Below are 18,071 nucleotides of genomic sequence, written 5' to 3'. Positions count from 1 at the left end.
TAGAGTTCACTTATGGAATTGACTATTCTCTTCGTTTATATAAATAAATTTATTTAGACAAATTAAAATTTAGAAATTCACTTAATTAAAGCAAATATATTTACTCCATCTTTCTAAGGAATTTTTTACCTCATTGCAGAACTTAATTTTTTCTTCCTCATCTGAATCTAGCAATATTTTTGCTTCACTTTTAGCACATCTTAATATATTCATATCATCATATATATTGGCCAAAATAAACTCCTCATCTCCACTTTGCCTTCTTCCAAACATCTCACCTGATCCTCTTAATTTTAAATCCTCTTCAGATATATAGAAACCATCAGTTGAAGTAGTCATAATCTCCATTCTTTTTTTAGTATTTTCAGTTTTAGCCTTTGCAATTAATATGCAATACGATTCATAGCTTCCTCTTCCAACTCTACCTCTTAATTGATGCAGCTGTGCTAATCCAAATCTTTCTGCATTTTCAATTATCATAACAGACGCATTAGGAACATTAACACCAACTTCTATTACTGTAGTTGAAATTATAGCCTTTGTTTCATTTTGCTTAAATCTATTTATTATTTCATCCTTTTCTTTTGGCTTCATTTTGCCATGTAAAATTTCTATAGGTATTCCTCTAAATATGCCATCACTTAATTCATCATATAATTTTTCAACAGAATTTAGCTTCATATCCTCATCTTCTTCAATAAGAGGACATACTATATAAACTTGGCGGCCCTTATGAATCTCCTCTAAAGCTAAATCATAAGCAGATAATCTTTCATTTTCATTAAAAAATCTTGTATCAACAGGTTTTCTTCCTGGAGGTAACTGATCTATAGCTGATATATCTAAATCGGAATATACATATAATGCTAAAGTTCTTGGAATTGGAGTTGCTGTCATTACCATAACATCAGGACGTCTTCCTTTATTTATAAGTTTACTTCTTTGTTCTACTCCAAACCTATGCTGCTCATCTGTTATAACTAACCCTAAGTTTTTAAAGTCTACATCCTCTTGAATTAAAGCATGAGTTCCTATTACTATTACAGGTTCTTCTGTAGTGATAAGTTCCTTTATACGCTTCTTCTCCTTCAAAGAAGTGCTTCCTGTTAATAACTCAATATGTATATCAAAAGGTTCTAATAACTTCTTAGCCTCTAAATAATGTTGATTAGCTAATATTTCAGTAGGAACCATTAAAGTTGCCTGATATCCATTTTTAATAACATTAAACATAGCTATTAAAGCTACTACTGTTTTTCCACTACCAACATCACCTTGGACTAATCTATTCATAGGCCATGGACTTTTTTGATCTCTTAAAATTTCTCTTACCACTCTTGTCTGTGCATCTGTTAGACTATAGGGTAAAGCAGCCTTTAAATCTTTTAATTCTTCTACTAATCTAAATTCAATTCCGTTTTTAGTTCTTAGATTCTTTTTAAGCATTAATAATTTCATTGAATATGTAAATAACTCTTGAAATTTTAATCTATTTATAGCCAATTCAAGTTCTCTCTTTCCCGTAGGAAAATGAATGTTTTTTATAGCAAAATCCAAATTAGTCATTTTATATTTTTCTAATAAATATCTTGGCAAATTATCTTTTATATTTATTTGTTCTAGGCAACTTCCTATAAGCTTTATTAATATTTTATCTGTTAAATCACCTTTTAAACTATATTTAGGTACTATTTCATTTTCCTTAGCTAATTTAACCCCTACTATAGGATTAATAACTTCAAGTCTATTGGTAACTCTTTTAAATTTCCCCATCAAATCATAACTTTGCCCAACCTTAAATGTATTCTTTATAAATCCTTGATTAAACCACTTACCTATAACTAAATTTCCTAAATAATTAAATCTTATAGTAGTTAGTATTTTTCCAGTCTTAGTCCTAACATCTCTATCTATTCCTACACATACACAAGTTAATACTTGCTTATCCTCTTCATCTATTTCATTAAAGGGAATATTACTTCTTAAAAACTCATAATCTCTTGGAAAATATAAAAGCAAATCTAAAACAGTAAATATTCCACATCTATTTAACTTTTCTAATAATTTAGGTCCAACACCCTTTAGATATTTTACATCTTGTGATATATCCATTTTATTTCTCCTAATTCTTAAATAATAAATATAATTTTATAATATTAAATAAAAAAAATAAAGCACAAGAAATCAACTTCCTTGTGCTTTTGAAAATAATTACTCTACAGCCATTATAAAGTAGTATAAAGGTTGATCTCCTTTGTACAATTGTACATCACACTCTTCATACTTTTCTTCTAATTTTTCTGTAAACTCTTCTATTTTACTCTCATCTACGTCTTTACCATAGAATATAGTTATAAGTTCACTATCTTCATCTATCATAGACTCTAAAACATCTTCTGCTACTTTAAAGTAATCTTCTCCAACCTTATTGATTTTTCCTTCAATAAGGCCAAGCATATTACCTTCTTTAATCTCTATTCCATCCATTTCAGTATCTCTAACTGCATAAGTTACAGAGCCTGTCTTAACAAGTTCCAATGCTTCCATTAAAGCAGCCTCATTTTCATCAACTTCATGTTCTGCATTAAACATAGTTATACAAGTAATCCCTTGAGGAATACTCTTAGTTGGTATAACTCTAACATCCTTATCTGATATTTCTGCTGCTTGAGTTGCTGCCATAATTATATTCTTATTGTTAGGTAAAATAAATATGTGGTCAGCATTTAACTTAGATATACATTCCATCATATCTTGAGTTGATGGATTCATAGTTTGACCACCTTCAATTACGTAATCAACACCTAAATCTTTAAGAACATTAGTTATTCCTTCTCCCATAGCTACTGAAATAAAGGCATACTTTTTCTTTTCTACTGCTACTTCTGCTTCTGCTTCTTCAACTTTACCTGTAGCGTATTCTTCTTTTGACATTAAAACTTCTCTATGCTCTTCTCTCATATTATCTATTTTAATTTTAGATAGTTCACCTACAGCTACTGCCTTAGATAATACTAATCCTGGGTCATTAGTATGAATATGTACTTTTATTACATCATCATATCCAACAACAATCATAGAGTCACCAAGAGGTTCGATTTCATCTTGGAATGCTTTAGCCTTAGAAGCATCTCCTAATATTATAAATTCTGTACAGTATCCAAACTTAATATCTATATCTTCTATAGCTTGAGCACTTGCTCCATTTGATCCTTTAGAAGATATATCTTTTATTTCTGCTTTTATTCCATCTTTTAATGCATCATACATTCCTTGTAATATGATATATAATCCCATACCACCTGAATCTACAACCTTAGCCTTTTTAAGTGCTGGTAAAAGATCTGGAGTTCTATCTAGCATTACCTTTGCTTCAACCACTATTTCACTTAAAAGTTCTACTATATCAGTTTTATCACTTTTTACAGCTGCTTCTGATGCAGCTCTAATAACTGAAAGTATAGTACCTTCTGTCGGTTTCATTACGGCTTTATAAGCTGCTTTGCTTCCTTCTACAAATGCATTTGCAAATTCAGCACTATCAACGCTTGTTTTTCCTTCTAATCCTTTAGAAATCCCTCTAAGTATTTGAGATAAGATAACACCTGAGTTACCTCTTGCTCCCATTAAAGCACCCTTTGCTAATTTCTTTGAAGTTTCTCCAATTGATTCTGAATTTAAGTTTTCTATTTCTTTTACAGCAGACTTAAAAGTCATTGACATATTAGTACCTGTGTCACCATCTGGCACAGGGAAAACATTCAACGCGTTAACGAAATCACTTTCCTCCAATAATCTATTACTAGCATTAACAACCATATTGTAAAAATCATGGCCGTTTATTCTATCATATTTCATCCTGTTCCCTCCTAGACTCTTACCGCTTGAACATTAACTGTAACTGAAGCTACCTTTAGTCCAGTATAATTTTCAACACTATAACGCACCTTTTGAATTATATTATTAGCTATTACAGAAATTTTAGTTCCGTATTCAACCATTATTGATAATTCTATTATTAATTTATCTTCATCATTAAATCTTAATTTAACACCCTTACTTAAATTCTCAATTCTCATTAACTCCCATAGGCCTTCAGTAGCGTTCTTAGAAACCATACCAACAACGCCATAGCATTCCATTGTTGATAATCCTACTATTTTTCCTAATACTTCTTCAGAGTAATGTATACTTCCAAGGTCATTTGAATATCCTACCATAGAAAATCCTCCTTTTTATCTTTCCATATAGATTATTGTATATTAGTTGCTATATTAATTCAAGTAAATTTATCCTATTCCTTCGCCATTTAACAACATAATATAATTTTTTTAAATATTTTTTTGAAATATCCTTGCATTTTTTATATAACCTATGTTAAAATCTATTTTGTCCTATTGAAGAGAAATTATCTTCAAACATAAGGAGGTGTTTTCAAGTGGCAAGAAGATGCGAAGTTTGTAATAAAGGTGTAGTATCTGGAACTCAATACTCACACTCACATCGTCAATCTAAGAGAACTTGGGCTCCTAACATAAAGAGAGTAAAGGCTTTAGTTAACGGAACACCAAAAACTGTTCACGTTTGTACAAGATGCCTTAGATCTGGTAAGGTTGAAAGAGCAATATAAGTTCAAATAGAAAAAGCAATTGATTGATTCAATTGCTTTTTTTATTATTAAAATTTAATAATGTATAAATAAAAGGCATACTATCCTTAATAGCTTCTGCTACTTTTCTCCTATGTACTTATTTTTTTCTAGTAAAAAACTTAATTATAGATGATAAAAACTTTGGTAATTTAATAGCAACAATCTTCAAAATTAATCCCCCCATTCATTTTCTGTTACATAAATAATTTTAAACATGCTGTTTTATTTAAAATAAAAACACCACTCCTTACTATACATATTATGCAAGTAACTGCTAAGTGGTGATTATTTTTAAAAAATTTTTTTATTTTTTTATTTTAATCTTTTGAATATACTACCAAAATACTACCATTAGAAATTTCTAAACTAATTTCATCAGTTATAAATTCATTAGATACAGTTCTAGAATCTCCAATTTTTAAAGTATATTTATCTAAGTTATATTTAGCACCTTTTATGCTAAACTCCTCTACTATACTATCATACGCTAAAAAAGATACATACTTATATTTATTATCTCTTTTTATACTGGTATTTTTATTAATTAAAAACATTTTATTTCTATCATCAACTATTTCTGTTAATACTCCTGAATTCAAAGCTTTTAATAATAATCCTAAATTACCTAATGTATGATCAAACCTTTGTCCTGTAGCTCCTAAAAAAATAATTTTTTTTACCATTTTAGAAATTGCTAATTCAAAAGCCTCTTCAGAATCAGTAAAATTTTTCTCACATTGATACTGATATTTAACTACACCTTGTTTAACTATTTCATCTATTATAGCTAAATTTGAAGAATCAAAGTCTCCTACAATATAATGAGGCTTTACTTTAGCTTCAAAAAGATAATTACATCCTTTATCTACCCCAATTATTAGCTCACACTGATCTGAATAATACTTAATAATTTCATCTTTAGGTTTAACGCCTCCAGCTACTATTAAACAATTCATCTCTACCCTCTTAAAGCTTTAATGTTTTCTTCTATATTTCCATCTCCAAAAACAGCAGATCCTGCTACTATAACATTAGCACCAGCTTCAATAACATCCTTCACATTATTTTTATCTACTCCACCATCAACTTGGATTAAAATATTAGGATTATTAGCCTTTAACGCCATCTCCTTGACTTCCTTAATTTTATTTAATGAATATGGTATGAACTTTTGTCCTCCAAACCCTGGATTAACAGACATTATTAAAACCATATCTAAATTTGCAATTATATCCTTTAAAACAACTGTTGGTGTAGCTGGATTTAATGCAACTGCAGCCTTAACTCCTTTTGACTTAATATATTGTATAGCTCTATCTAAATGTCTTTCTGCTTCATAATGTAAAGTTATTATATCAGCTCCTGCAGCTATAAATTCATCAATATATCTTTGAGGATTATTTATCATTAAATGTACATCAAAAACCTTATCCGTTTTATTTCTTATAGCCTTTATTACTGGCATTCCAAATGTAATATTAGGTACAAACTCCCCATCCATAACATCAATATGAATAAAATCTGCTCCTGCATTGTGTAATTTTACTACTTCCTGTCCTAACTTCGAAAAATCTGCTGATAATATAGATGGTGCTATTTTAACCATTAATATCTCCTCCCACTCATTATATCCTCTAAAGTTCTTATATAAAATTCATATCTAAAATTATTAATTTTACCTTCTTCAACTGCATTTTTCACAGCACAATTAGGCTCTTTATAATGTAAGCAACCTCTAAACTTACATTGATTGTTATATTCCTCAAACTCTGGGAAACAATATTTCAAATCATCTTTTTCTATAAAGGTTACTTCTAATGTTGAAAACCCTGGAGTATCAACTATGTATCCATCTTCTACATCAATAAGTTCACTATGTCTAGTAGTATGTTTACCTCTTCCTATTTTATCAGAAACTTCTCCTGTCTCCATATGATATTTTTCTGTTAGGGTATTAATTAATGTTGATTTTCCTGCTCCTGATGGTCCACATAAAACTGTTACATTTCCATCTAACTTTTCCTTTAATGATTCTACCCCTAAACCTTTTTTAGCATTAATAAATAACACTTCATATCCAATAGCATTTATTTTATTCTTAACTATTTCTTTTTCCTCATCTGATACTAAATCAACCTTATTTAAGCAAACTATGGCTTTAATATTATTATGCTCACATAATACTAAAAATCTATTTAACAGATCATAATTAATATCAGGGTTCTTTATAGCAAAAACAACAAATGCTTGTGTTACATTAGCTACTGTAGGTCTAATAAGTTCAGACGTTCTTTCATGAATATCACAAATAACTCCTTTACCATTATCTATTAATATTTCTACATCATCTCCAACAAGAGGTTTCATATCCTTATGTCTAAATTTTCCTCTTGCTTTACATTCTATTAATCCATCAGTAGTTTTTACATAATAAAATCCACCAATTCCTTTGATTATTTTTCCTTTCATAGTACCTCCAAACTTTTTACTCTTCTTATTTATAATAAACACTATTTCAAAATAAATGCAATATTTTCTTTTAGAAAGTTTAAAAAAATAAGATTGCCTAAAATTAAGCAATCTTATCCTTTTTTAGTTACCTGCTGTAGAATCTGGATTACTACTTCCTTGATCTAAACCTGCACTTACATCTGTAGAATCTTCATCATCTGGAGTTGTCGTCTCTGTATCATCTTCACTTGGCTCTGTTGGTTCTGTAATTTTAGTTTTTTCAACTTGAATTTTAACAGTTTCACCTTGCTTTATTTTATTTGTAAATCCCTTTACAGTATATAGGCTCATATCACTTTGCGGTGGAGTTCCTCCTGATATAGAATATGATATTCCTGCTGCATTTAAAGAATTAATAGCATCTTCTAAAGACATACCTATACTTAAATACTGGCTAATATCTACATTGCTAGGTGCTGTATATTTTCCATAAGTTAAAGTTATTTTTGCACCTGCAGAAATTTTAGTTCCACTTTCAAGAGATTGGCTTAATACAACTCCATTTTCAGATTCTCTATCCGTTTGTTGCTCTTGAAGTATAACTGTCAATCCTAACTCTTCTAACTCGCTCTTTGCTGCATCTACATTTTGTCCTAGATAATTAGATACTGATACAAATTTTTCTTCTGGTCCCTTACTTATAGTAAGTTCAATTGTTGTTCCCTTTGTAACTTCCTTATCTCTTTCTGGATACTGACTTATTAGATATCCTGCTTTAATATTTTCACTATATTTATAAGTAATATTCCACTCTAATCCCTTTTGACTTAATAAATTTTCTATATAATTTATTTCATAATCTCTTAAGTCAGGAACTGTTACTTTAGATAGACCACCAGAAACTTTTACTTCTATAATATCACCTTTTTTAGCATCTGTATTTGATACAGGATTCATTTCTATTATAGTATTTTCTTCTTCATCGCTTTCAACAGTTTCTAAAACCTTAATTTTCAATCCTAACTTTTCTAACTCCTTAGTAGCATTTTCTAATGTCATACCAACTATATTAGGAACTGTTACAGTCTTATTACTGCTAGTACTTCCTCCTGTTAATAATCCAGAACCAAATGCAATTCCACCTAATAATGCAATTGCAATAATTACAGATCCAACAATTATAATAACTTTATTATTGCGCTTACTTTTTTTTGAATTATCTTTTGATTCAAAGAAGTTATCATCATCTTCTTCATCATCTTCTTCATAGTCATTTTCAAAATCAGACTTTGAATATAAACTTTTATTAGGTTCTGATTTTACATCTTTATTTAGAATACTTTCATGCCTAATAGGCTCCATTACTATTGTTCTACCATCATCATAATTCATTTTAGCATCAATAGATGCATTTGGATTTTCCTTTATCTTTTGTAAATCATTTATTAATTCTCTACAATTCTGATATCTATTTATAGTTTCTTTACTTATAGACTTCATTATTAAATTATTTAAACTATCTGGTATAGAACTATTATATTTTTTAGGCTCAATTGGCTCTGATTGAATATGCTTTAAAGCAATTGTAACTGGTGACTCGCCATCAAAAGGAAGTACTCCCGTTACCATTTCATATAAAACTATGCCTAAAGAATAAATATCTGATCTTAAATCAATAAAGGTACCTTTAGCTTGCTCTGGTGATAAATAATGTGCTGATCCCATTATTGTTGTAGTATTAGTTATAGTAGCTGAAGTTGAACTTTTAGCTATTCCAAAATCAGTAACTTTTACCACTCCACTTTCAGTAACTAATATATTCTGTGGCTTTACATCCCTATGAATAATATTATTTTTATGTGCACATTCTAAAGCTTTTGCTATTTGAATTGCTATACTAATAGCAACTGTATAATTTAATTTTCCATTTTCAACTATTAATTCCTTTAGTGTTTTACCACTAACATATTCCATAACAAAATAGTCCATGTTTCCTTCTTCTTCATGTCCAACATCTAATACATTAACTATATTTGCATCTGAAAAATTAGCTACAGCTGTTGCTTCTTTTTTAAATTTATCCGAAATATCTTTATTATTGGCGAATTCCTTTTTTAGAATTTTCACAGCAACAAGTCTACTTAACTTATTATCCCTAGCCTTATAAACTATTGCCATTCCACCTTCTCCTATTTTTTCCATCAGTTCATATCTATTACCTAATACTTCACCGATCATTTCTACACCTCTCCTCCAAATAGCAAGACCGTAATATTATCTCTTCCCCCTCGATTCTTTGCTAATAAAACTAACTTGTCACAGGCAGTATTGTAGTCATTAATATCACTTATTTCTCTTAGTATTTCTTCTTTTAAAACTTCATTAGATAATCCATCTGTACATAACAAATATTTATCATAAGTATTTATATCAATTTTAAATATATCGACTTTAACTATATTATTTGTTCCTAATGCCCTAGTAATAACATTTTTCTTTGGATGATTTCTTCCCTCTTCTTCAGTTATACTTCCAGAATCTATTAATTCTTGAACTAAAGAGTGATCTTTTGTTATTTTAATAATATCATTATCAATAATACCAAAACAACTGCTATCTCCAACATTAGCAACAATAACATTATCTTCATATACAAAAGCAGCAACTAAAGTAGTTCCCATACCTTTATATTCAGAACCGCATCTTGCTTTATCATATATTTTTTCATTTGCAAAAATTATGGCATTTTCAAGTACATTGATACCATCACTTTTGTAATTGTCTTTTACATATAATTTAACAGCATTCACAGCCATCTCGCTAGCTACTTCTCCAGCATTATGACCTCCCATACCATCAGCTACTATATATAACTTATAGTCCTCTTCTTCAATGTATGAAGCATAATCTTCATTTAAACTTCTAACTACACCTACATCACTTTTTATACCCACCATTTTTTCTTCTCCCCTTTATTTCTGAGTGTCTATATAACTTCTTCTTAATTGCCCACAAGCGGCATTAATATCTGTACCCATCTCTCTTCTGACTGTAACTTCAATTCCTTGTGATTTTAATATTTCTTCAAAAGCTTCTATAGTCCTTTTTGACGGTCTCTTTAATTCATTTTCTTTAATTTCATTAACTGGAATTAAATTAACATGACAACTCATATTTTTTAATAATTTTGCTAAAGATTTAGCATCTTCTTTTCCATCATTAACTCCCGATACTAAAGAGTACTCATATGTAATTCTACGACCTGTTTTATCCATATAGTATCTACAAGATTCTAATATCTCATTAATACTGTATTTATTAGCTATAGGCATTATTGTTTTTCTTTTTTCATCACTAAAGGCATGTAATGAAATTGCTAATGTAATACTTAAATTTAAATCTGCTAATTCTATTATTTTAGGTACTATTCCACATGTAGATAATGTTATATGTCTTTGCCCTATATTTAATCCATACTCAGCATTAGCTAAATTTAAAAATTTAACTACATTATCATAGTTATCTAAAGGTTCTCCACTTCCCATTAAAACAACATTTGAAATTCTTTCTCCTAAGAATTTTTGTGCCACCATTATTTCAGAAAGTATTTCACCAGCACTTAAATCTCTTATTCTACCTCCGATTGTAGAGGCGCAGAATTTGCACCCCATCCTACAACCTACTTGAGTAGATACACAAATTGAATTTCCATGTTTATATTTCATAAGAACACATTCGATTAAATTATTATCCTTCATAGATAATAACATTTTCTTAGTATCATCTACATTAGATTCATATACTTCTACAATTTTAGGAATTTCAATAGTAAAATTTTCTTTTAGTTTTTCTTTTAAACTTCCAGGTATGTTTTTCATTTCGTCAAAATTCCATACTTCTTTATAAATCCAAGAAAAAACTTGTTTTGCTCTAAAAGCACTTTCACCATTTTCTTTCATCCAATTTTGTAATTCTTCTAATGTAAAATCTAAAATATTATACATTTGTTCACCTACTATTTTTTAGAAATCTTAGCAATATAGAATCCATCCATATATTCATTTGGTAATATCGTTAAAGATCCATCATTATTATAGATAAAATTATCCATATTCCCTAAGAATATCTTTTCTACTTTTGCATCTTTATGTTTATTTAAGAACCATTCAACATTATCTTGATTTTCTTCAGTATTTAATGTACAAGTTGAATAAATCATAGTACCACCATTTTTTAAATATGCCCAAGCATTTTCCATTATTTCTCTTTGAGTTGGTACTAAATCCTTAAGAGATTTTCTTGATTTATTCCATTTAATTTCTGGTTTCTTTCTTATTATACCAAGACCTGAGCAAGGTACGTCTATTAATACTTTATCAGCATATGCAATATATTTAGCATCTAACTTTGTTGCATCCATAGCTTCTACTTCTACATTATTTAATCCTAATCTTTCTAAGTTTTCATTGATTAAAGATAACTTATTTTCATGTAAATCAAAAGAATGTACTTTACCTTCATTTTCTAATAACTCTGCTATATGAGTTGTTTTTCCTCCTGGTGCAGCACAAAGGTCTAAAGCAATATCTCCAGCTTTTAAATCTAAAAGAGGTGATACAAGCATTGCACTTTCATCTTGAACTGTGATTAATCCTTCTCTAAATAACTCATTATTTTCGATAGAACTTCCACCTTTTATTATTATAGCTTCTGGACAAGCATATCCTTCTTCTATATCATATCCCATTTCTTCTAATCTTTCATATACTTCATCATAATCTGCTTTACTTGTATTAACTCTAACTGTTACCTTTGGAGTTGCATTTAATCCAGATAAAATCTTTCTTCCGTTTTCTTCTCCATATTGCTTATACACCATTCTTATAAACCATGGTTCATAAGAATATTGATATACTAATCTATCAATTTTATCTTTTACATCCATATCATCTGGATTTTTAGTGTAACTTCTTAATATTCCATTAACTAATTTTGAATCTTGAACTGAAATTTGCTTTGCTAATTCAACTGCTTCATTACAAGCTGCAAACTCTGGAACCTTATCTAAAAAGTGCATTTGATATATAGCCATTCTTAATATATTTAATACTCTTTCATCCATTAAAGATATATCTTTTATATAATTAGAAATTATCATATCTAATGTTTTCTTTCTTCTTATAGTTCCATAAACAAGTTCTGTTACTAAAGCTCTATCTTTTTCATTTAAATCCGCTTCATTTAATTCATTAGATAAAACTAAATTAGAATATGCTCCTTCAATTAAAACTCTATTAATTATGTTTAATGCTACTTCTCTACTATTCATACGTTACCTCTTAATCATTATTTCTATTGCTAATTGCAATTAGTCTTATTAATTGTGAAATTGACATTAATGCAGCTGCTACATATGTCATAGCTGCCGCAGTTAATACATTTTTTGCTCCATTAACTTCATTACCATATAATATATTTCTACTTTCTAATATATTTAAGGCTCTTCTTGATGCATTAAATTCTACTGGTAATGTTATTAATTGATAAATTACTGCTACAGTAAAAAATATAATTCCGATATTTGTTAATACTGGAATACTAAAAAGTAAACCAATCATAAAAATAAAAATTGATGCTTGACTGCTAAAATTAACGGCTGTTGCCATAGATGTTCTCAAAACTAAAGGTTTATAAGATTGTTGATGTTGAATTGCATGCCCTACTTCATGAGCTGCTATTCCTGCTGATGCTATACTTGTTCCATGATATATATCTCTAGATAATCTTATAACCCTACTTCTTGGATCATAATGATCTGTAAGCTCTCCACTAGTTTCAAGTACAGGTACATCATAAAGCCCTGCTGCATCAAGCATCATTCTCGCAACATTTTCTCCTGTATATCCATTCATAGTCCTTACAGTTCTATATTTTTTATAAGTACTACTTACCTTTGATTGTGCCCAAAACGAAATTATTATTGCAGGTAGCAACAAAATCATAGTTCTGTCAAAATAAAATCCTGGATAGAACATAAAATCTCCCCTTTCATATTATACCAACTTACAACCTATCTCAATATCTTTTCCATTTATATATTGTTCAATAGTTAATGGCTTTCCATTAGGGAATTGAACTTTTTTAACTAGTAAAACACCTTCACTACAACTAACTTTCATTCCAGTTTTATTAACACTTAATATAGTTCCTGGTTCTTTATTACTATTTTCAGCTAAAACTTCAGATTCATATATTTTCATATTTTCATCTTTATATGTAGTATGTGCAATTGGCCATGGATTAAGACCTCTAATTAAATTATGAATATCTAAAGCACTATTATTCCAAGATATTTTACCAGTATTTTTAGAAAGCATTTTTGCATAGCAAGTTTCACCTTCTTGTTTTATACCCTTTATAGTTCCATTTGCAACTCCCTCAATTGTTTTTATTAAAAGATCTCCGCCTCTAACCATTAATATATCATGTAGTTCTCCAGCTGTCATGTTTTCAGTTATTTCTACTTCATCTTTTAATAACATATCCCCAGTATCTAACCCAACATCCATAAGCATTGTTGTATTACCTGATTTCTTTTCTCCATTAATTACAACCCAATTAAGCGGAGCTGCTCCTCTATACATAGGAAGCAGTGATGCATGTAAATTTATGCAGCCATACTTAGGAATATCTAAAACTTCTTTAGTTAATATTTGCCCAAAAGCAACTACTATTATAAAGTCTGGTTTAAGGTCTTTTAAATACTCTATAGCATCTCTATCATCCTTTAATTTTTCTGGTTGAAACACTTTTATATCATGTTTAACAGCCACCTCTTTAACAGCAGAAAAGGCCATTTTTTTACCTCTTCCCTTAGGTCTATCAGGCTGTGTAAAAACAGCCTCTACCCCATACTTTTCTATTAAAGCTTCTAACGATGGAACAGCAAAATCAGGAGTTCCCATAAATACAATTTTCATTTATAAATTCCTCCTACTTTACAAGATCTACATATAAAACACCATTTAAATGATCATTTTCATGTAGTATAGCTCTTGCTAATAATCCTTCTCCCTCTAAAATAAATTCTTCACCTTTTTCATTTAATGCTTTAACTTTTACGTAATTTGGTCTTTCAACTTCGCTAAACTCTCCTGGAACACTTAAGCAACCTTCTTCTCCACATTGAGTTCCACTAGTTTCTAAGATTTCTGGATTAATAAATACCATTGTTCCATTTTCATCATCAATATCTATAACAAATATTCTCTTAAGTATTCCAACTTGTGGAGCTGCTAATCCAACACCATTTGCTTCAAACATAGTATCTACCATATCATTAATAAGAGTTATTTCTCTTTTAGTTATTTCAGTAACCTCTTTACACTTCTTTCTTAAAACATCGTCTCCCATAGTTCTAATAGTTCTAATTGCCATTTCATATCCTCCTAGAATAAATTATTTGGATTTATATCCATACTTATTCGTATATCATTATATACGTTCTTGTTCTCATCATAAAGTAATTCTTTAATTTTTTTAGCAAATTCTGATTCAAATTCCCCTTTTATCACAATTTGCCATCTATAATTTTCCTTAACCTTAGCCACTAAACATGGAATTGGTCCTAAAATATCAACATCTATTTCCTTTTCTACTAATGGTTTTATTACATTAGATATTTTATGCATAAAGTTCCTTAATAAATCCTCTTTTTTTGATATACCGTTTATTAATAATATCTTACCAAAAGGAGGATATTTCATCAGGGCTCTAACTGTAAATTCCTTCTCATAGAATCCTTCATAATCATAATTTACAGCATATTTTAAACTATAATGCTCTGGTGTGTATGTTTGTATTATTACTTTTCCTTGCTTTTCTCCTCTTCCTGCTCTTCCAGCAACTTGAGTAATTATCTGAAAAGTTCTTTCAGCAGCTCTATAGTCTGGTATATTTATGGACATATCCGCTGCTAATACACCTACAAGCGTAACATTCTTAAAATCAAGTCCTTTTGAAATCATTTGAGTACCTATAAGAATATCAGCTTTTCCCTCTTTAAATGTATTATAGATATTTTCATAAGCATCCTTACTTCTTGTAGTATCTACATCCATTCTTAGAACTCTAGCATTCTTAAAATATTTTTTCACCTCTTCCTCAACCCTTTGAGTACCTGCTCCAAAAAATTTAACATATTTACTATCACATTTTGGGCATTTTTGAGGTGATTTTTTTGTTTTACCACAATAATGACAAACAAGAAGACCATTTCTATGATATGTCATAGAAATATCACACTCTTCACACTTAAATACGTATCCACAACTTCTACATGATACAAAAGTAGAAAAACCTCTTCTGTTTAAGAATAATATTATTTGTTCCTTTCTAGAAAGCTTTTCTTGCATCTCATTAAACAACTCTCTACTAAATAAAGATACATTTCCACTTTTTAATTCATTTCTCATATCAATTACTTTCATAGGTGGCATATCCTTGCCATCAACTCGTGAATTTAGTTCTAACAACTGCAACTCACCTGTTAAAGCTCTATAATAAGTTTCTATACTTGGAGTAGCCGATCCTAAAACTACCTTACACCCTTTTTGCTGGCTTAAAAACTCTGCAACCTCTTTAGTCTGATATTTAGGATTTTGTTCTGATTTATATGTATTTTCATGCTCTTCATCAATTATAATAAGGCCTAAGTTTTTTACAGGTAAAAAAATAGCACTTCTTGCCCCTACTACAACCCTAGCCTTTCCAGCCTTTACTCTAAACCACTCATCAAATCTTTCACCATCAGATAATTTACTATGAAATAAGGCAACATTTCTTCCAAATCTCCCCTTAAACCTTTCAATCATCTGAGGTGTTAATGATATTTCTGGCACTAGGATAATTGCAGATTTATTTTTTTCCAAAACATCTTCTACCATTCTCATATATACTTCAGTCTTACCAGAGCCAGTAACACCCTTAAGTAAAAATAAATTATTACTTGAATTACTATATTCATTAAGTACCTGCTTTTGCTCTAATGTTAATTTTTTTTCACAATCTATATTGTAAGTTCTATTATTATACCTAAAAACAGTTTCTTCTTCTACTCCTAATAATCCTTTTTCTATTAATTTATTTAATTTATATTGAGAAAGTGAATTAGCATTAATAAGTTCACTCTTTGTATATTTACCTGAATTTTCTTTTAAAAAATTAATAATTTCTATATATCCTTCTTGTTTTTTTATGCAACTTAAATCATCACTTTTAAAAACTATTACTTTTTTGCTCTTACTTTTAGCACCTTTCATAATTCCAACTGGTATAAGTAATCTAAATGCATCAATATATTTACATAAATACTTTTCTCTTAAAAAGTCAATAAGTTTAATATCCTCTTCATCAATAACAGGTTCATCAGTTATTATACTAGAAATTTTCTTAACTCTAAAACTTATATCAATTTCACTTTCATATTTTATTGCAAGTACAAAACCTTCTGATGTTTTATTTCCCATTCCAAAAGGAACTTTTACTATTTGCCCTATTTGAACTTTCTTTTCAAGCTCTATTGGAATCTTATATGTAAAAGGTCTATCAATTTCTAAGGCCTCTGAATTTAATATTATTTCAGCATATAAATTCAATTTATCACCCTCACTCTACCTTAATTGCTATACATAAAATTAACAATTAAATTTAAACTCATAAGAGTTTATTGGATATTTAGATTTATATAAGATTATTGTATATAAAGAAAAGCGCAATTAGCGCTTTTCTAAAATCATATCAAATATATTACTTGCAACCTCTTTTTTACTCATTTTTTCTAGCTCTAACTTTTCATTATTTTTTGAAAGAATAACTACTTTATTATCCTCACTACCAAAACCAGTATCGGAAGATGTAATATCATTTGCAACTATAAAATCCAAATTCTTGTTTTTTAGTTTCTTCTCTGCATTCTCTAAAACATCATTGCTTTCTGCTGCAAATCCAACTAAAACCTGGTGAGTTTTCATGTCTCCTAGAGACTTTAATATATCATTATCTCTAGTTAAGCAAAGATTAAAATCCCCCTCACCTTTTTTGATTTTGTCTTTACTATATTCCTTAGGCTTATAATCAGCAACTGCTGCCGATTTAATAACTATATCTGCCCATTCAAAATTATCGAAAATTTCATTTTTCATTTCTTCATTAGTTTTTATGTTTATTATTTTTACGTCTTTTGGTGGATTTAAATTGGTAGGTCCTGAAACTAAAATAACTTCTGCACCTCTATCTCTAGCTTCTTCAGCTATGGCATATCCCATTTTACCAGTTGATCTATTAGTTATATATCTTACTGGATCAATTGGAGCAATAGTAGGTCCAGCACTTATTAGAACCTTTTTCCCCTTTAAATCTTGTTCCTTATCATTTAATTCAGCTAACACTCTTTCTACAATAGTATTAACATCTGCAAGTTTTCCAACTCCTACATCTCCGCAAGCTAATCTTCCACTAGCAGGTTCAATAAAACCATAGCCAAATTCTTTTAACTTTTCTATATTATTTTGAACTATTTTATTTTGATACATGTTAGTATTCATAGCTGGTGCAAATATCACCTTAGCTTTAGCTGCTGCCATTATAGTTGTTGATAACATATCATCTGATATACCATTTGCAACTTTTCCTATTATGTTTGCTGTTGCTGGAGCAATTAACATTAAATCAGCCTTTTGTGCTAATGAAATATGTTGAATTTCCCAAGCCTTAGGTTCCGCAAACATATCAGTAACTACCATGTTTTGACTGATAGATTGAAATGTTAAAGGATTTACAAATTTAGATGCGCTTTCAGTCATAATAACATGAACTTCTACATCCTTTTTTCTTAAAGCACTAATAACATCTAATGCTTTATAAACTGCAATTCCTCCAGTAACGCCAATAACAACACATTTACTCATGA

At 29.3% G+C, this 18,071-nt stretch carries 16 protein-coding genes; 1 reads left to right on the top strand and 15 read right to left on the bottom strand.

Annotation, left to right across the window (positions count from 1 at the left end; translation table 11 throughout):
* Nucleotides 1-81: 81 nt before the first annotated feature.
* The 3 genes from recG to Q0G30_RS01640 all read right to left on the bottom strand — a co-directional run bounded on the left by recG (nucleotide 82) and on the right by Q0G30_RS01640 (nucleotide 4,220).
* On the bottom strand, nucleotides 82-2,112 hold the full coding sequence (gene recG / locus Q0G30_RS01650; protein ID WP_294385649.1) for an ATP-dependent DNA helicase RecG: 2,031 nt from the start codon (nucleotides 2,110-2,112) through the stop codon (nucleotides 82-84).
* A gap of 99 nt (nucleotides 2,113-2,211) precedes the next feature.
* Complete coding sequence (locus tag Q0G30_RS01645; RefSeq protein ID WP_294385645.1) at nucleotides 2,212-3,858, bottom strand: DAK2 domain-containing protein; 1,647 nt, start codon at nucleotides 3,856-3,858, stop codon at nucleotides 2,212-2,214.
* Between the two features lie 11 nt (nucleotides 3,859-3,869).
* Nucleotides 3,870-4,220, bottom strand: coding sequence for an Asp23/Gls24 family envelope stress response protein (locus Q0G30_RS01640; protein ID WP_195988894.1), 351 nt, complete (start codon nucleotides 4,218-4,220; stop codon nucleotides 3,870-3,872).
* A gap of 218 nt (nucleotides 4,221-4,438) precedes the next feature.
* Between Q0G30_RS01640 and rpmB the strand changes: the two genes are divergently transcribed.
* Complete coding sequence (gene rpmB, locus Q0G30_RS01635; RefSeq protein ID WP_005213497.1) at nucleotides 4,439-4,630, top strand: 50S ribosomal protein L28; 192 nt, start codon at nucleotides 4,439-4,441, stop codon at nucleotides 4,628-4,630.
* 338 nt (nucleotides 4,631-4,968) lie between these two features.
* Here rpmB and Q0G30_RS01630 read toward each other — a convergent pair whose 3' ends face one another.
* The 12 genes from Q0G30_RS01630 to coaBC form a co-directional block, all read right to left on the bottom strand.
* Nucleotides 4,969-5,607, bottom strand: a complete 639-nt coding sequence (locus Q0G30_RS01630) for a thiamine diphosphokinase (protein ID WP_294385642.1) — start codon at nucleotides 5,605-5,607, stop codon at nucleotides 4,969-4,971.
* A 2-nt stretch (nucleotides 5,608-5,609) separates the two neighbouring features.
* Nucleotides 5,610-6,257 (bottom strand): ribulose-phosphate 3-epimerase, encoded by a 648-nt coding sequence (gene rpe / locus Q0G30_RS01625; RefSeq protein WP_294385638.1) that lies wholly within the window; start codon nucleotides 6,255-6,257, stop codon nucleotides 5,610-5,612.
* Nucleotides 6,257-7,120 carry a ribosome small subunit-dependent GTPase A gene (rsgA, locus tag Q0G30_RS01620; protein WP_294385637.1) on the bottom strand — a complete coding sequence of 288 codons (864 nt, stop codon included), beginning with the start codon at nucleotides 7,118-7,120 and terminating at the stop codon, nucleotides 6,257-6,259. Before rsgA ends, rpe begins: the two co-directional genes overlap by 1 nt.
* Before the next feature lie 123 nt (nucleotides 7,121-7,243).
* Entirely contained in the window at nucleotides 7,244-9,340 is a 2,097-nt protein-coding gene (gene pknB, locus Q0G30_RS01615) for a Stk1 family PASTA domain-containing Ser/Thr kinase (protein WP_294385635.1), read from the bottom strand.
* 2 nt (nucleotides 9,341-9,342) lie between these two features.
* Nucleotides 9,343-10,059: a Stp1/IreP family PP2C-type Ser/Thr phosphatase gene (locus Q0G30_RS01610; RefSeq protein WP_294385631.1), complete on the bottom strand. Its 717-nt coding sequence runs from the start codon at nucleotides 10,057-10,059 to the stop codon at nucleotides 9,343-9,345.
* Between the two features lie 15 nt (nucleotides 10,060-10,074).
* Nucleotides 10,075-11,106: a 23S rRNA (adenine(2503)-C(2))-methyltransferase RlmN gene (gene rlmN, locus Q0G30_RS01605; RefSeq protein WP_294385628.1), complete on the bottom strand. Its 1,032-nt coding sequence runs from the start codon at nucleotides 11,104-11,106 to the stop codon at nucleotides 10,075-10,077.
* An 11-nt stretch (nucleotides 11,107-11,117) separates the two neighbouring features.
* Nucleotides 11,118-12,431 (bottom strand): 16S rRNA (cytosine(967)-C(5))-methyltransferase RsmB, encoded by a 1,314-nt coding sequence (rsmB, locus tag Q0G30_RS01600; protein WP_294385625.1) that lies wholly within the window; start codon nucleotides 12,429-12,431, stop codon nucleotides 11,118-11,120.
* Nucleotides 12,432-12,441: 10 nt separating this feature from the next.
* Nucleotides 12,442-13,137 carry a zinc metallopeptidase gene (locus tag Q0G30_RS01595; protein ID WP_294385623.1) on the bottom strand — a complete coding sequence of 232 codons (696 nt, stop codon included), beginning with the start codon at nucleotides 13,135-13,137 and terminating at the stop codon, nucleotides 12,442-12,444.
* 18 nt (nucleotides 13,138-13,155) lie between these two features.
* Entirely contained in the window at nucleotides 13,156-14,082 is a 927-nt protein-coding gene (gene fmt / locus Q0G30_RS01590; protein WP_294385621.1) for a methionyl-tRNA formyltransferase, read from the bottom strand.
* A 13-nt stretch (nucleotides 14,083-14,095) separates the two neighbouring features.
* Entirely contained in the window at nucleotides 14,096-14,539 is a 444-nt protein-coding gene (def, locus tag Q0G30_RS01585) for a peptide deformylase (protein WP_294385619.1), read from the bottom strand.
* A gap of 11 nt (nucleotides 14,540-14,550) precedes the next feature.
* Nucleotides 14,551-16,758 carry a primosomal protein N' gene (gene priA / locus Q0G30_RS01580; RefSeq protein ID WP_294385614.1) on the bottom strand — a complete coding sequence of 736 codons (2,208 nt, stop codon included), beginning with the start codon at nucleotides 16,756-16,758 and terminating at the stop codon, nucleotides 14,551-14,553.
* A 120-nt stretch (nucleotides 16,759-16,878) separates the two neighbouring features.
* Complete coding sequence (coaBC, locus tag Q0G30_RS01575) at nucleotides 16,879-18,069, bottom strand: bifunctional phosphopantothenoylcysteine decarboxylase/phosphopantothenate--cysteine ligase CoaBC (protein ID WP_294385612.1); 1,191 nt, start codon at nucleotides 18,067-18,069, stop codon at nucleotides 16,879-16,881.
* Nucleotides 18,070-18,071 lie beyond the last annotated feature (2 nt).

This window comes from uncultured Clostridium sp., assembly GCF_934754925.1.
GTDB lineage: Bacteria > Bacillota > Clostridia > Clostridiales > Clostridiaceae > Clostridium.
The sequence above is the reverse complement of the archived record's forward strand: the minus strand, read 5'-3'. Positions and strand labels throughout refer to the sequence as shown.

Bases quoted from the DNA above. Each gene is read 5' to 3' on its own strand.
- recG (WP_294385649.1), bottom strand. From the start codon at position 2,112: ATGGATATATCACAAGATGTAAAATATCTAAAGGGTGTTGGACCTAAA.
- Q0G30_RS01645 (WP_294385645.1), bottom strand. From the start codon at position 3,858: ATGAAATATGATAGAATAAACGGCCATGATTTTTACAATATGGTTGTT.
- Q0G30_RS01640 (WP_195988894.1), bottom strand. From the start codon at position 4,220: ATGGTAGGATATTCAAATGACCTTGGAAGTATACATTACTCTGAAGAA.
- Q0G30_RS01630 (WP_294385642.1), bottom strand. From the start codon at position 5,607: ATGAATTGTTTAATAGTAGCTGGAGGCGTTAAACCTAAAGATGAAATT.
- rpe (WP_294385638.1), bottom strand. From the start codon at position 6,257: ATGGTTAAAATAGCACCATCTATATTATCAGCAGATTTTTCGAAGTTA.
- rsgA (WP_294385637.1), bottom strand. From the start codon at position 7,120: ATGAAAGGAAAAATAATCAAAGGAATTGGTGGATTTTATTATGTAAAA.
- pknB (WP_294385635.1), bottom strand. From the start codon at position 9,340: ATGATCGGTGAAGTATTAGGTAATAGATATGAACTGATGGAAAAAATA.
- Q0G30_RS01610 (WP_294385631.1), bottom strand. From the start codon at position 10,059: ATGGTGGGTATAAAAAGTGATGTAGGTGTAGTTAGAAGTTTAAATGAA.
- rlmN (WP_294385628.1), bottom strand. From the start codon at position 11,106: ATGTATAATATTTTAGATTTTACATTAGAAGAATTACAAAATTGGATG.
- rsmB (WP_294385625.1), bottom strand. From the start codon at position 12,431: ATGAATAGTAGAGAAGTAGCATTAAACATAATTAATAGAGTTTTAATT.
- Q0G30_RS01595 (WP_294385623.1), bottom strand. From the start codon at position 13,137: ATGTTCTATCCAGGATTTTATTTTGACAGAACTATGATTTTGTTGCTA.
- fmt (WP_294385621.1), bottom strand. From the start codon at position 14,082: ATGAAAATTGTATTTATGGGAACTCCTGATTTTGCTGTTCCATCGTTA.
- def (WP_294385619.1), bottom strand. From the start codon at position 14,539: ATGGCAATTAGAACTATTAGAACTATGGGAGACGATGTTTTAAGAAAG.
- coaBC (WP_294385612.1), bottom strand. From the start codon at position 18,069: ATGAGTAAATGTGTTGTTATTGGCGTTACTGGAGGAATTGCAGTTTAT.